Source organism: Acidovorax sp. sic0104, assembly GCF_019219095.1.
Lineage (GTDB): Bacteria > Pseudomonadota > Gammaproteobacteria > Burkholderiales > Burkholderiaceae_C > Acidovorax.
The window spans coordinates 372,642-387,129 of the sequence record NZ_JAHUWH010000002.1 but is presented as its reverse complement, the minus strand read 5'-3'; the positions used below and the strand labels follow the sequence as shown (position 1 = coordinate 387,129).

The following is a 14,488-nucleotide window of genomic DNA, read 5'->3' as shown; positions in this document are numbered from 1 at the left end:
GGCCGGGGCAGGCCGCACTCAAGGAGACCTCATGACCCTGCGTTCCACCCTCGACTTCCTGCTCTACGACTGGCTCTCCGCAGAGAGCCTCTCGGCCCGCGAGCGCTTCGCCGACCATTCGCGCGAGACCTTCGACGCGGTGCTGGACACCTGCGAGCGCATCGCGCGCGAGAAGTACGCGCCGTTCAACCGCACGGTCGATACCGAAGAGCCGCACTTCGATGGCGAGAAGGTCATCTTGCCCCAGGCCACCTACGAGGCCCGCAAGGCCTACGCGGAATCGGGCCTGCTGTCGGCCGCGCAGGACTATGAGATCGGCGGCATGCAGCTGCCCTATGCCGTGGAGGCCGCGGCCAACAGCTTCTTCGCGGTGGCGTCGATCAGCATCGGCTCCAACCTGCTCACCTCGGGCAATGCAAACCTGCTGATGGCGCACGGCACGGCGCTGCAGAAAGAGGTGTTCGCGCTCAATGAATTCAACGGCCGCTGGTCGGGCACCATGTGTTTGTCCGAGCCGCAGGCGGGCTCGTCCCTGTCGGACGTGGCCACGCGCGCCGTGCCCGATGGTGCCGACTTCGAATCCGACCCGCTGGGCCCGCGCTACCGCCTGACGGGCAACAAGATGTGGATCAGCTCGGGCGACCATGAGCTGACCGAGAATATCGTGCACCTGGTGCTGGCCAAGATCCCGGGGCCGGACGGCAAGCTGGTGCCGGGCACGCGCGGCATCTCGCTGTTCATCGTGCCCAAGAAAATGGTCGATGCACAGGGCCAACTGACCGGCGAGCGCAACGACGTGGCGCTGGCGGGCCTGAACCACAAGCTCGGCTGGCGCGGCACCACGAACACGCTGCTCAATTTTGGCGAAGGCAAGTTCCCGGTGGGCGGGCAGGCCGGTGCCGTGGGCTACCTGGTGGGCCAGCCGGGCAAGGGCCTGGCCTGCATGTTCCACATGATGAACGAGGCCCGCATCGGCATTGGCATGGCCGCCACCATGCTCGGCCTGGCGGGTTACTACGCCAGCCTGGACTACGCGAAGAACCGGCCTCAGGGCCGCCCGGTGCAAGGCCCGAAGGATGGCGCCGCAGCGGTGGTCAAGGATGCAGCCCAGCCTCAGGTGCGCATCATCGAGCACGCCGACGTCAAGCGCATGCTGCTGGCCCAGAAGTCGTACGGAGAAGGGGCGCTGGCGCTCAACCTGTTCTGCGCGAAGCTGGTGGACGAGCAGCACACCGGTGACACGGCCTCGGCCGACGAAGCGCGGTTGCTGCTCGAAGTGCTCACGCCCATCGCCAAGAGCTGGCCCAGCGAGTTCTGCCTGGAAGCCAACTCGCTGGCCATCCAGATCCACGGCGGCTACGGCTACACGCGCGACTTTCCGGTGGAGCAGTACTGGCGCGACAACCGCCTGAACATGATCCATGAAGGCACCCACGGCATCCAGGCCATGGACCTGCTGGGCCGCAAGGTGCTGATGGAAGGCGGGCGTGGCCTCACACTGCTGGCCGGGCGCATCAACGCCACCATCGAGCGCGCGATCCAGGTGCCCGCGCTGGCCGCGCATGCCAATGCGCTGGGTGCCGCCCTGCAGCAGGTGGGCGCCGCCACCAAGGCTGCCTGGGCCACGGGCCAGCCGGCCGACGCGCTGGCCAATGCCGTGCCCTACATGCAGGCCTTTGGCCACACGGTGCTGGCCTGGATGTGGCTGGACCTGGCCCTGGCCACGCTGGCCCAGGATGCCGACCTCACGCGCCCCGCGAGCGTGGGCCGCATGGGCGCCATGCGCTACTTCTTCCATTACGAGCTGCCGAAAATCGGCGCCTGGCTGCAGGTGGTGAGCACGCGCGATGCGACCTGCGCGAGCTTTCCGGAAGACGCGTTCTGACCATGGCCGCGCCACGCACTCTGCAGCGCCTGCACCAACTCATCTGGGCGCTGATCTATGGCGGCCTGCTCACGCTCACCGTGGGCATTGCGACGGCCCGCACCGACGACGCGCTGGGCTGGAGCCTCGCTGCCGTGGGTGGGCTGGCAGCGGTGGCGGGGCTGGTGCTGATCGGCGTGCGCTCGCGTTTGCGGGCGGACTCCGCGCCGTGAACGCCCTGCCGGGCGCGCGACACCAGCGCGACACCCTGTGGTACGCAATAGTCGCGTTGCGTCGCACAATCATCGCGTTGCCCCTGTTCGCTGCCGACGGTTGCGCGCCCTGCGCGGCAGCCTCTACGGCCCCTCACCGCTGATCACTGATCGATAACCCAAGGAGACACAACCCATGACCCGCACCATCCAGCAACTGTTTGACCTGACCGGCAAGACGGCCCTCGTGACTGGCGGCTCGCGCGGCCTGGGCCTGCAACTGGCCCACTCGCTGGGCGAGGCGGGCGCCAAGATCGTGCTCAGCTCGCGCAAGGCGTCCGACCTGGAAGAAGCCGCCGCCGACCTGCAGGCCGCCGGCATCGACGCCCGCTGGATCGCCGCCGACTGCGCCAACGAGGCCGACATCCGCCGCCTGGCCGATGAAACCCTGGAGCGCCTGGGCCACGTGGACATCCTGGTGAACAACGCTGGCGCCGCCTGGGGCGCCCCCGCCGAAGACCACCCCGTGGACGCGTGGGACAAGGTGATGAACCTGAACGTGCGCGGCTATTTCATCCTGAGCCAGCACATCGCCAAGCACAGCATGATCGCGCGCCGCAGCGGCAGCATCATCAACGTGGCGTCCATCGCGGGCCTGGGCGGCAACCCCAAGGGCATGAACACCATCGCCTACAACACATCCAAGGGCGCGGTGATCAACTTCACCCGCGCGTTGGCCGCTGAATGGGGCAAGTACAACATCCGCGTCAATGCCATCTGCCCGGGCTTCTTCCCGAGCAAGATGACGGTGGGTACCCTGAAGGCCATGGGCGAGGAAGCCCTGGCCGCGCACGCGCCGCTGGGCCGCCTGGGCGACGACGAGGACCTGAAAGGCCTTTGCGCGCTGTATGCGTCGGACGCGGGCAAGCACATCACCGGCCAGTGGCTGGCGGTGGACGGCGGCGTGAGCATCGTCACCGGGGGCTGATGGCCCCCGGCTGCACGCCTGCGCGGCGTGCAGGCTGGTGCTGGCGGTGGACTTGATGTCCTCGCCATGCCCGGGGTTGTGCCGCTGTGGCAGGCGAAGGCGTATGCTTTTGCCTCCCTACAAAACCTGGAGTTGCCCGTGCTGAAATTTGGTGTCGAGATCCCCTTTGTCAGCCACCTTGGCTTTACCCTGCACCGCATGGAGAAGGGTGAATCCGAGTTGCGCTACGAAGCCAGGCCCGAGCACCTGAATTCGTTCGACGTGACCCACGGCGGCGCGTCGATGACGCTGCTGGATGTGACCATGGCCACGGCCGCGCGCAGCGAGACGCCTGACATGGGTGTTGTCACCATCGAGATGAAGACCAGCTTCATGCAGCCCGCCCGTGGCCCGCTGGTGGCCAAGGGGCGGCTCATCCACCGCACCGCCACCATGGCCTTCACCGAAGGCACGGTGTACGACGCGCAAGGCAAGGTCTGCAGCCATGCCACCGGCACCTTCAAGTACGTCAAGCGCCTGCCGGTGGACGGCCGCAGCACCCACGGGCTCAAGGTGATCTCCACCGATTGAGATTGCCGGAAATTTGAATAAAAATGGCTGCTATCGCTTGATGGGTAAGCGATGAAAGCTATGAATAATGTAGCAAATAGTTCAAGGAGTTTTCCATGCCACGCAATCAGCAAATCGTTCTCGACAACCGTCCCCAGGGCGAGGCCGTGGCCAGCAACTTCAAGCTGGTCGCCACCGATACGCCTGCGCTGCAGGACGGCCAGGTGCTGGTGCGCCACCACTACCTGAGCCTGGACCCGTACATGCGTGGCCGCATGAACGAGAGCAAGAGCTACGCGGCGTCGCAAGGCCTGGGCGAGGTCATGATCGGCGGCACCGTGGGTGAGGTGGCCGAGAGCCGCCACCCCAAGTACGCCGTGGGCGACAAGGTGGTGGGCATGGGCGGCTGGCAGGAGTACAGCGTGGTCGACGCCAATGCCCCCGGCGCGCTGCGCAAGGTGGACACGGCCCATGTGCCGCTGTCGCACTACCTGGGCGCTGTCGGCATGCCCGGTGTGACGGCCTGGTACGGCCTGGTGAAGATCATTGCGCCGAAGGAGGGCGACACCGTGGTGGTGAGCGCCGCCACCGGCGCCGTGGGCAGCGCGTTTGCCGCGCTGGCCAAGGCGCGCGGCTGCCGCACGGTGGGCATTGCCGGTGGTGCTGAAAAATGCAAGTACGCCATGGAGGAACTGGGCTTTGACGCCTGCATCGACTACAAGCAGCACGGCGACGTCAAGGCCATGTCCAAGGCGCTGAAGGAAGCCTGCCCGAACGGCATCGATGGCTACTTCGAGAACGTGGGCGGCTGGATCATGGACGCCGTGATGCTGCGCATGAACGCCTTCAGCCGCATCGCCCTGTGCGGAATGATCGCCGGCTACGACGGTGCACCGCTGCCCATGGCCAACCCCGCGCTCATGCTCATCAACCGTATGAAGGTCGAAGGCTTCATCGTGAGCGAGCACATGGAAGTCTGGCCCGAGGCCCTCAAAGAGCTGGGCACGCTGGTCGGCACCGGCAAGCTGCGCCCGCGTGAGACCGTGGCGGATGGCATTGCCGCCGCACCCGAAGCGTTCCTCGGCCTGCTCAAGGGCAAGAACTTCGGCAAGCAACTGGTCAAGCTGGTCTGATGTCGCTCCGTTGGGTCTGGGCCCGCTTCGACGACCTGGGCGTGCACGCGCTGCATGACGCCCTGGCCCTGCGCTGCAAGGTGTTCATCCTGGAGCAGGGCCCCTATCAGGACCCGGATGGCGCTGACAAGAAGTCGCACCACCTGCTGGGCTACGACGACGCTGGCGTGCTGCAAGCCTGCCTGCGCGTGGCAGACCCGGGCGTGAACTACGCCGAGCCGTCCATTGGCCGCGTGGTCACCGCCAAGGAGGCGCGCGGCAATGGCACGGGCCGCGTGCTCATGCAGGAGGGCATCGCGCGCTGCACCGAGGCGTGGCCCGGCCACGCGATTCGCATCAGCGCGCAGGCGCATCTGCAGCGCTTCTACGGCAGCCTGGGTTTTGTCACGGTGTCGGACGAATATCTCGAAGACGACATCCCCCACGTCCAAATGCTGCGGAGCCCGTCATGACGACTGCACCTGTTGCGAGCCTGGCCCGCACCCACGACGTGTTCAACCAGAGCACGCCCTGGGCGGATGTGAACCTGTTCACCACCAACCAGCCGCTGCAGGATGCGCTGCGGCTGCACAGCCCCGCGCTGCCCTTGGCCCGCCTCACGGCCCTGGGCGCGGAGATGGGCTCGGCCGAGATGCAGACCCACGCGCGCCTGGCCAACACCCACAAGCCGCAGCTGCGCACGCACGACCGTTTCGGCCACCGCACCGACGTGGTGGAGTTCCACCCCAGCTACCACGCGCTCATCGGCGCCGCGCTGCGCCATGGGCTGCATGCCACGCCCTGGTCGCGTACCGGCGACGCCGCGGCGCACGCCCACACCGAGCGCGCAGCCGGTTTCATGCTCTTCACCGAGGCCGAGCCGTCGGTGCTGTGCCCGGTCTCCATGAGCTATGCGGTCACGCCAGCACTGCGCGGCAACACCGCCGTGTGGGCCGACTGGAGCGCGGGCCTGGCCAGCACGCAATACGACCCGCGCCTGGCGTTGTTCTCGCAGAAATCCGCGCTCACCATGGGCATGGGCATGACCGAAAAGCAGGGCGGCTCCGACGTGCGTGCCAACACCACGCAGGCCGTGCCTGACGGCGAGGACGCCTGGGGCCCGCGCTACCGCCTGACGGGCCACAAGTGGTTCTTCTCGGCGCCCATGTGCGATGCCTTCCTGGTTCTGGCGCAGGCCCCGGGCGGGCTGACCTGCTTCTTCCTGCCGCGCGTGCTGCCCGGCGGGAAGGAGGGCACGCTCAACACCATCCGCATCCAGCGCCTGAAGGACAAGCTGGGCAACCACGCCAACGCGAGCTCCGAGGTGGAGTTCATCGACGCGACCGCCTGGCGCGTGGGCGACGAAGGCCGGGGCGTGGCGCAGATCCTGGAGATGGGCACCATGACGCGGCTGGACTGTGCCCTGGGCACCAGCGGCCTCATGCGCCAGGCGCTGACCATCGCGCTGCACCACACGCGCCAGCGGTCGGCCTTTGGCAAGAAGCTGATCGAGCAACCCCTCATGCGCAATGTGCTGGCCGACCTGGCGCTGGAAAGCGAAGCGGCCACCGCGCTGTCCATCCGCCTGGCCAGTGCCTTCGACAAGAAGGCCCATAGCGAGCACGACGCCGTCATGGCACGCCTGCTCACGCCCGTGGCCAAGTTCTGGGTGTGCAAGCGCGGCAGCGTGTTCGCGCAGGAGGCCATGGAATGCCTGGGCGGCAACGGCTATGTGGAAGAGGGCGGTGAAGGCGCCATGGCCCGCATCTACCGCGAGATGCCGCTCAACTCCATCTGGGAAGGCGCCGGCAACATCATGGCGCTGGACCTGCTGCGCGCCGTGCGCCGCGCCGACACCGCCGCAGCCCTGGCCGACGAACTCGCGCCCGCACGCGGCGCCCACCCGGCGCTCGACCGCCTGGCCAGCGCGCTGCCCCTGCGTGTGGACGCCATGACCACCGAGGCCGAGGCCCGACGCCTGGCGCAGGACGTGGCCCTGGCCGTGCAGGCCGCGCTGCTGTACCAGAGCGCACCCGCCGGCGTGTTCGCGGCGTTCTGCGATTCGCGCCTTGCCGGCGACTGGGGCTACAGCTTCGGCACCCTGGGTGCGAACGTCGACTTCGATTTGCTGTTGAGCCGGGCACTGCCTGCCTGACCCCCCTTTTTTGCGGAGATCCCGATGTCCCATCTCATCCTGCACCACTACCCCTCTTCGCCGTTTTCCGAAAAGATCCGCCTGGTGCTGGGCTTCAAGAAGCTGGCCTGGAAGTCCGTGATCATCCCCAGCATCGCGCCCAAGCCCGATGTGGTCGCGCTCACGGGCGGCTACCGCAAGACGCCGTTCCTGCAGATCGGTGCCGACATCTACTGCGACTCCGCCCTGATCTGCGACGTGCTGGAGCACGAGCAGCCCGAGCCCGTTCTGTACCCGCCGCACCTGAAGGGTGTGGCCCGGGTGTTCGCGCAGTGGGCCGACAGCAGCCTGTTCTGGGCGGCCATGGCCTACAACCTGCAGCCCAAGGGGGCATCGGCGATGTTTGCCAACCTGCCGCCCGCCGTGGCCCAGGCCTTCAGCGAAGACAGGCGCGAAATGAGCGCCGGCATGCAGCGCCTGCGCCCCGCAGACGCCACTGCCGCCTACCGCTCGTACCTGCGCCGCATCGCACACATGGCCGAGGAGCACGACTTCCTGTTCGGCGCCGAGCCGTGCCTCGCGGACTTCGCCGCCTACCACCCTCTGTGGTTCACGCGCCAGTGCGTGCCGGTGATGGCCGACATCTTCGCAGCCACGCCCGCGGTGCCCGAATGGATGGACCGCATCGCAGCCCTGGGCCATGGGCGCATGGAGAAGTTCGCTGCTGAGGACGCCATTACCGTGGCGGCGGGCGCTGAGCCGCTGCCGCTGATGGACGACATGTTCCAGGACGAGCACGGCATTCCGCTGGGGTCGCAGGTCGCCATCGCCGCCGAGAGCTTTGGCACCGAGCCGACCGAGGGCGAGCTGATCGCTGCCACCCGCACCCGCTACACCCTGCGCCGCACCGACCCGCGCGCAGGCACGGTGCATGTGCACTTTCCGCGCATCGGGTATGTGCTGCGGGCCGTGAATGCCTGACGGCGGCGCCGCGCCGCCTCATAACCACACCTACACCCGTTCGGGCTGAGCCTGTCGAAGCCAGGGCAACCCTCGCGGACACCCTTCGACAAGCTCAGGGCGAACGGGTGGGGTGATGGATGACCCGGTGACCGCACAGATGCATCGGCCCATGCCCTGTCACCGACCCACCACAAAACCACACACCACTTCAAGGAGACACCACCATGATCGACAACTTTGCCGGCAAGACCGCCGTCCTCACTGGCGCAGGCTCGGGCTTCGGCCTCGAATGCGCGCGCATCGGCGCCCGCCTGGGCATGAACCTGGTGCTGGCGGATGTTCAGCAGGACGCGCTCGACGCAGCCACTGCGGAGATGCAGGCTGCGGGTGCGCAGGTGCTGGCGCGCAAGGTCGACGTCTCCAACGCCGCGCAGATGGAGCAACTGGCGGCCGACGTGCAGCAGCGCTTCGGCGCGCCGCACCTGGTGTTCAACAACGCCGGCGTGGGCGCGGGCGGCCTGGTGTGGGAGAACTCGGTCAAGGACTGGGAATGGGTACTGGGCGTCAACCTCTGGGGCGTGGTGCACGGCGTGCGCCTGTTCACGCCGATGATGCTGGCCGCCGCCAAGGCAGACCCCGCCTGGCGCGGCCACATCGTCAACACCGCCAGCATGGCAGGCCTGGTGGACGCGCCCAACATGGGCATCTACAACGTGAGCAAGCACGCGGTGGTCAGCCTGTCGGAGACGCTGTACCAGGATCTGTCGCTGGTGACGGACCAGATCAAGGCCAGCGTGCTGTGCCCCTTCTTCGTGCCTACCGGTATCGCCCAGAGCCATCGCAACCGGCCTGGCGACATGCCCGCCGACAAGCCCACCAGGAGCCAGCTCATCGGCCAGGCCATGAGCGACAAGGCCGTGGGCAGCGGCAAGGTGACCGCGGCCGAAGTGGCGCAGAAAGTGTTCGACGCAGCGGCCCAGGGCCAGTTCTACATCTACAGCCACCCCAAGGCCATCGCCTCGGTGCAGACCCGCATGGAAGACATCATGCTGGGCCGCAACCCCACCGACCCGTTTGCCGGCAAGCCCGAAGTGGGTGAGCAGTTGCGCGCGGCGCTCAGGGCAGAGGGCTGAAGTTCAAGCGCTGAAAGGCATTTTTCGCTTGCTGTATAAGCGCTGATAGCTATTGAATTTATAGCAATGACAGCAGAGCACAACGCCACTGCCGCACCGCAGGGCGGCGCTTGCAGCGCCTGCGGCTATGCGCTGTTTGCCACCACCATCGGCCACTGCGGCATCGCATGGCAGGGCGCGCTGCTGGTGGGTGTGCAACTGCCCGAGGATGCGGGCGAAGCCGCGACACGCGCCCGCATGCAGCGCCGGTTTCCGCAATTGTCCGAATGCGCCATGCCGTCCGCCGTGGGCGGCTGGGCCGCGCGCGTGGCGGCCACGCTGGAAGGCGTGCACGACGATCTGCTGGATGTACCGTTGGCCACCGAAGGCGTGCCGCCGTTCAACGCCCGCGTGTACGCACTGGCCCGTCGCATCCCTCCGGGCAAGACCATGACCTATGGCGAAATGGCCGCCGCGCTGGGCGAGCCCGGCGCGGCCCGGGCCGTGGGCCAGGCGCTGGGCCACAACCCGTTTGCGCCGGTGGTGCCGTGCCACCGCATCCTGGCCGCGAATGGGCGCACGGGCGGCTTCTCGGCCGGGGGCGGGGCCGCCACGAAGATGCGCATGCTCGACATCGAGGGTGCTTTCGCGCACCACACGCTGGCGCTGTTCGCGCCACGCTCTTGAGCGGCCCAGGCTCTTGCTGACACCCAAACACTTTCCGAAATTTCGAACCGTTCACGCTGAGCCCCTCGAAGCGCCGCGCGAGGCTTCGACGGGCCTGTCCTGAGCTTGTCGAAGGGCGCAGCCCGGACGGCCTTGCGCATTGAATGCCTGAGCGCGAACCCCGCGTGAGGCCCGCTGCAACCGCCGGGGCCTCACCCGTGCCTACCCGCGTTTTCTGAGCATCGCCGATCCGCTGCTGGCCATCGCCAGCTCTTCGGTGGTGGCCAGCAGGGCGGGGCCCAGCGCCAGCATGCGCTCCTCGGTCAGGCGCACCAGCGGCCCTGCGATGGTGACCACGCCGATCACCGCACCGTCGTGGCTGCTGCGGATGGGGGCGGCCATGGCTGTCATGGCGGGCGCGAACACCTCCACGATCATGCTGAAGCCGCGCTCGCGCGCTGCCTTCAGGTAGGCCAGCAGGGCCTTCACGGTGGTGGGCGCGTTCGGGCCGTAGTCCTCGGGCTTGCCGAAACCCTGCTGGGACACCAGCGCCAGCGCTTCCTCATCGCTCAGGGTGGACAGCCACGCATGGCCGGCCGAGCTGCACGACAGGTTCACCGACAAACCCATGTCCGGGTCGTAGCGCAGACCGCGCACGGCCCCTTGCGCCTTGGCGACGAAGGTCAGTTCGCTGCCGTCCACCACGGCCAGGCGCACCAGCTCGCCTGACTCGGCGGCCAGCCGGTCCAGCAGCGGCTGGGCGATGTCCACGATGCCGCTGGCACTCAGGAACCCCAGGCCCAGCGACACCAGCTTGATCGTCAGCATGTAGTTGCCCTGGCTGTGGTCCTGGCGCACATAGCCGCAGCGGACCAGCTCGGCCAGCAGCCGGTGCGTGGCGCTCAGCGGCATGTCCAGCTCGGACGCGAGGCTGGACAGCGCCTTGCCTTCGGGATGGGGCGCGAGGTGCTCCAGGACTTTGAAGCTGCGCTCGAGGATGCTGCTCATGACAAGGACTTTCGAGGGTGGTGCAGGCGCCTGCAAGCGCTGCATCGGTTCGGCAGCAATGTACCAAAAATTGTTAAAGGGTTTCTACCATGGAAACACTTTCCACTTTTTTCTACGATTCGCTCCCAAGAGCTGCGGATACCGGTCTGGTGATTCGCGGCGAGCCCTGCCTCTTTTTTTGATGGAGATGCCTTGTGAGAAACACTGCCCGCCTTCTGGCAACCGCCGGCCTGTCCTTGTTGCTCGTCCTGCCTGCCGCAGCCCAGCAGGAGCGCGTGATCCGCTTCGGCCACCTGAACAACGCGGACCACCCCGTGAGCTTCGGCGTCAAGCGCTTCGCCGAACTGCTGGCGGCCAAGAGTGGCGGCAAGCTCAAGGTGCAGGAATACCCGGCCTCGCAACTGGGCAACGAGCTGCAGCAGCAGTCGGCCCTGCAGGGCGGCGTGCAGCAGATGTCGGCCCCGGCCACCACCTCGCTGGCAGGCATCGTCAAGGAGTTCGGGCTGGTGGACTTCCCGTTCGCGGTGACCAGCTTCGAGCAGGCTGATGCGCTGCTGGACGGCCCGCTGGGCCAGGCGCTCATCGCCCGGCTCCCCGAGAAGGGCCTGGTGGCCCTGGGCTACTGGGATCTGGGCTTTCGCAACGTGACCAACAGCAAGCGTCCCATCGCCAAACCGGAGGATTTCGACGGCCTGAAGCTGCGCGTGATCCCGAACCCGGTGTTCCTGGACACCTTCAAGGCCTTCAAGGCCAACCCGGTGCCGATGCCGTTTGCCGAACTGTATGGCGCGCTGGAGGCCAAGGCCGTGGACGGGCAGGAGAACCCCTTCGCGGTGATCCTGTCCAACAAGATGTTCGAGGTGCAGAAATACGTGAGCGCGACCAACCACGTGTACGCCGCCAACATCGTGCTGGTGAGCAAGAAGTTCTGGGACCAGCTGACCCCCGCCGAGCAAAAGATGATGCACGACGCCGCCAACGAGGCACGCGGCTACCAGCGGCAGGTAAGCCGCGCCGCCGCCCAAAGGTCCGTGGGCGACCTGCAGGCCAAGGGCATGGCCTACAACGAGATCGCGCCGGCCGAGCTGGCCCGCATGCAGCAGATCGCCAAGCCCGTGATCGAGAAGTTCGCCGCCACCTACGACCCGGCCATCGTCAAGCTCTACAACAGCGAACTCGCCCGCATCCGCAAGTAATCGAGCAGCCCCGAACCCCATGAAAATCCTCGTCCTCCACGGCCCGAACCTCAACCTGTTCGGGCGCCGCGAACCCCACATCTACGGCACCACCACGCTGGCGCAGATCAACGAGCGGCTTCAAAAGCTCGCAGCCGAACTGCAGGTAGAACTCGCCATCGTGCAGTCCAACCACGAAGGCGCGCTCATCGACTTCCTGCACGACCACATCGACGCCGCGCAGGGCGCGCTGGTAAACCCGGCGGGCCTTACGCAGCACGGCGTGCCGCTGCACGACGCGATCAAGGCCATGCCATTCCCGGTGATCGAAGTGCACATGTCCAACATCGCCGCCCGCGAGGCCTGGCGTGCGCACTCCATCATCTCGCCGGCCGTCAAGGCCACGGTGCAGGGCTTCGGGCCGCATTCCTACCTGGCGGCGCTGCGCTCGCTGGTGGAGAGCCTGCGCGAGGCTGCGCAGCCCGCCTGAGCGCTGTTCCGCCAGCACTTACTGTGCTGTGCCTTGCGCGCAACGTACAAAACTGACGCAGCCCAAGCCAGTGCCCCCGTGCAAGGGCCGCCCCGCCGCACTGGGGGCGTCCCCCTCCCGACTCGCGCAGCGAGACGAGAGAGGGGGAAGGCGCGAAGCGCCTCAGGGGGTGTTTTTTAGGACATACAACATGAATCGGTGGATGGACCGCGCCTGTCGCGGCCTGGAGGCGGTGATCGCCGCCATGCTTGCGTTGATGGTGGTGCTGGTGTTCGGCAACGTGGTGCTGCGCTATGGCTTCAACTCGGGCATCACCGTGTCGGAAGAAGTGTCGCGCTGGCTCTTCATCTGGATGACCTTCCTCGGGGCCATCGTCGCGCTGCGCGAGCATGGACACCTGGGGGTGGATATGGTGGTGCAGCGCCTGCCGGCCATGGGCAAGAAGATCTGCCTGGCCCTGGGCCATGTCGTGATGCTCTACATCGTGTGGCTGCTGTTCCAAGGCAGCCTGGCGCAGGCGCGCATCAACTGGGACGTGACCGCGCCGACCACGGGCGCGTCCATGGCCATCGTCTATGCGGCGGGCCTGGTGTTCGCCGTGTGCGCGGCGCTGATCCTGGCCATCGACCTGGTCCGGCTGCTGCGCGGCCAGATCGCCGATGAGGACCTGGTGATGGTGCAGGAGTCCGAAGAGGCCGTGCAGCTGCAGCAGATCCTGGGCTCGGCAGGCACCACCCATGCGTCCCCCGGCAAGGAGGGCGCGCGATGACCATCTTCGTCTTTGTCGGCGCGCTGCTGCTCGCCATGGCCATGGGTATCCCGATCGCGTTCTCGCTGCTGGCCAGCGGCGTGGCGCTGATGTGGCATCTGGATCTGTTCGACGCGCAGATCCTGGCGCAGAACCTGATCAGCGGGGCCGACAGCTTTCCGCTGCTGGCGGTGCCGTTCTTCATGCTCGCTGGCGAGATCATGAACGTGGGCGGCCTGTCGCGCCGCATCGTGAACTTTGCGCTGGCCCTGGTGGGCCATGTGAAGGGCGGCCTGGGCTATGTGACCATCATGGCCGGCTGCCTGCTGTCGGCGCTGTCGGGCTCGGCCGTGGCCGATGCGGCGGCGCTCACCGCGCTGCTGCTGCCCATGATGGTGAAGGCCGGGCACGACAAGTCGCGGGCGGGCGGGCTGATCGCGGCCACCGGCGTCATCGGCCCGGTGATTCCGCCGAGCATCGGCCTCGTGATCTTCGGGGTGGCTGCCAATGTGTCGATCTCCAAGCTGTTTCTCGCGGCCATCGTGCCGGGCATCCTGATCGGGGCAGCGCTGTGGCTGACCTGGGCCGTGCTGGTGCGCAGCGAAAAAATCGAGCCCCCGCCGCGCAAGTCCGCGGGCGAGATCCTCACGGCCCTGCGCAAGGCGCTGTGGGCGCTGATGCTGCCGGTGATCATCCTCGTGGGCCTGCGCATGGGCGTGTTCACGCCCACCGAGGCGGCCGTGGTGGCGGCGGTGTACGCGCTGTTTGTGTCGGCCGTCATCTACCGCGAGATCACCTGGCGCGACCTGTACGGCATCTTCGTCGCGGCGGCCAAGACCAGCGCCATCGTGATGTTCCTCATCGCCGCCGCCATGGTGAGCGCCTGGCTCATCACCGTGGCCGATCTGCCGTCCAAGGTGGTGGGCCTGCTGCAGCCCTTCATGGACAACAAGATCCTGCTGATGGCGGCCATCATGGTGCTGGTGATGCTGGTGGGCACCGCCATGGACATGACGCCAACCATCCTGATCCTCACGCCTGTGCTGATGCCGGTGATCACTGCGGCGGGGATCGATCCGGTCTACTTCGGCGTGATGTTCATCATCAACAACTCCATCGGCCTGGTCACGCCGCCCGTGGGCACGGTGCTCAACGTCGTGGCCGGGGTGGGCAGAATGTCGATGGACGACGTGACCCGGGGTGTGGTGCCTTTCATGGCTGCGGAGTTCGCCATCATGTTCCTGATGGTGGTCTTCCCCTGGCTGGTGACGGGGCCCGCGAAGTGGTTCCATGGCTGAAGGCCCGGATGGGCGCGCGGTGCTGACGGGGGGCGCAATAGTGCGGCTGGCAGGGTAAGCCGGGGGTAGTTGTGAGGGCAAGGCGGGTGTTACATTCAAAAGCACCTTGCAACGCACCTCTTGCCGATGCCAGTGCACTGCGGCCACTGGCGCGGTGCCCCTTCACCCC

15 protein-coding genes are annotated in these 14,488 nt (G+C 67.1%); 14 read left to right on the top strand and 1 reads right to left on the bottom strand.

All coding sequences use genetic code 11. The features are described 5' to 3' along the window. Window positions 1-31 precede the first annotated feature (31 nt). From KW835_RS05940 to KW835_RS05895, 10 genes are all read left to right on the top strand, one after another. Window positions 32-1,885: an acyl-CoA dehydrogenase gene (locus tag KW835_RS05940; protein WP_218381379.1), complete on the top strand. Its 1,854-nt coding sequence runs from the start codon at window positions 32-34 to the stop codon at window positions 1,883-1,885. A 2-nt stretch (window positions 1,886-1,887) separates the two neighbouring features. Next, a complete protein-coding gene (locus KW835_RS05935; RefSeq protein ID WP_218381378.1) occupies window positions 1,888-2,097 on the top strand; it encodes a hypothetical protein in 210 nt (69 codons plus the stop codon). A 175-nt stretch (window positions 2,098-2,272) separates the two neighbouring features. Further along, the gene (locus KW835_RS05930; RefSeq protein ID WP_218381377.1) at window positions 2,273-3,064 is read left to right on the top strand and encodes an SDR family oxidoreductase; all 792 of its coding nucleotides are present in this window, start codon (window positions 2,273-2,275) and stop codon (window positions 3,062-3,064) included. Window positions 3,065-3,202: 138 nt separating this feature from the next. Further along, on the top strand, window positions 3,203-3,634 hold the full coding sequence (locus tag KW835_RS05925) for a PaaI family thioesterase (RefSeq protein WP_218381376.1): 432 nt from the start codon (window positions 3,203-3,205) through the stop codon (window positions 3,632-3,634). Between the two features lie 95 nt (window positions 3,635-3,729). Beyond that, on the top strand, window positions 3,730-4,746 hold the full coding sequence (locus KW835_RS05920; protein WP_218381375.1) for an NADP-dependent oxidoreductase: 1,017 nt from the start codon (window positions 3,730-3,732) through the stop codon (window positions 4,744-4,746). After that, window positions 4,746-5,198, top strand: coding sequence for a GNAT family N-acetyltransferase (locus KW835_RS05915; RefSeq protein WP_218381373.1), 453 nt, complete (start codon window positions 4,746-4,748; stop codon window positions 5,196-5,198). The genes KW835_RS05920 and KW835_RS05915 overlap by 1 nt, the downstream gene beginning before the upstream one ends. Then, complete coding sequence (locus tag KW835_RS05910) at window positions 5,195-6,880, top strand: acyl-CoA dehydrogenase family protein (protein WP_218381372.1); 1,686 nt, start codon at window positions 5,195-5,197, stop codon at window positions 6,878-6,880. The genes KW835_RS05915 and KW835_RS05910 overlap by 4 nt, the downstream gene beginning before the upstream one ends. A gap of 24 nt (window positions 6,881-6,904) precedes the next feature. Further along, a complete protein-coding gene (locus KW835_RS05905; RefSeq protein ID WP_218381370.1) occupies window positions 6,905-7,840 on the top strand; it encodes a glutathione S-transferase family protein in 936 nt (311 codons plus the stop codon). A gap of 206 nt (window positions 7,841-8,046) precedes the next feature. Continuing rightward, complete coding sequence (locus tag KW835_RS05900) at window positions 8,047-8,955, top strand: SDR family oxidoreductase (protein WP_218381369.1); 909 nt, start codon at window positions 8,047-8,049, stop codon at window positions 8,953-8,955. Window positions 8,956-9,021: 66 nt separating this feature from the next. Further along, the gene (locus tag KW835_RS05895) at window positions 9,022-9,621 is read left to right on the top strand and encodes a methylated-DNA--[protein]-cysteine S-methyltransferase (RefSeq protein ID WP_218381367.1); all 600 of its coding nucleotides are present in this window, start codon (window positions 9,022-9,024) and stop codon (window positions 9,619-9,621) included. 201 nt (window positions 9,622-9,822) lie between these two features. Here the strand turns inward: KW835_RS05895 and KW835_RS05890 are convergent, their stop codons facing one another. Then, the gene (locus KW835_RS05890; protein ID WP_218381366.1) at window positions 9,823-10,608 is read right to left on the bottom strand and encodes an IclR family transcriptional regulator; all 786 of its coding nucleotides are present in this window, start codon (window positions 10,606-10,608) and stop codon (window positions 9,823-9,825) included. Between the two features lie 194 nt (window positions 10,609-10,802). Between KW835_RS05890 and KW835_RS05885 the strand changes: the two genes are divergently transcribed. From KW835_RS05885 to KW835_RS05870, 4 genes are all read left to right on the top strand, one after another. Beyond that, window positions 10,803-11,804: a TRAP transporter substrate-binding protein gene (locus tag KW835_RS05885; RefSeq protein WP_218381365.1), complete on the top strand. Its 1,002-nt coding sequence runs from the start codon at window positions 10,803-10,805 to the stop codon at window positions 11,802-11,804. A gap of 19 nt (window positions 11,805-11,823) precedes the next feature. Then, entirely contained in the window at window positions 11,824-12,273 is a 450-nt protein-coding gene (locus KW835_RS05880) for a type II 3-dehydroquinate dehydratase (RefSeq protein ID WP_218381364.1), read from the top strand. A 190-nt stretch (window positions 12,274-12,463) separates the two neighbouring features. Then, window positions 12,464-13,042: a TRAP transporter small permease gene (locus KW835_RS05875; protein WP_218381362.1), complete on the top strand. Its 579-nt coding sequence runs from the start codon at window positions 12,464-12,466 to the stop codon at window positions 13,040-13,042. Continuing rightward, a complete protein-coding gene (locus KW835_RS05870) occupies window positions 13,039-14,319 on the top strand; it encodes a TRAP transporter large permease (protein WP_218381361.1) in 1,281 nt (426 codons plus the stop codon). Before KW835_RS05875 ends, KW835_RS05870 begins: the two co-directional genes overlap by 4 nt. The last annotated feature ends 169 nt before the right edge of the window (window positions 14,320-14,488 follow it).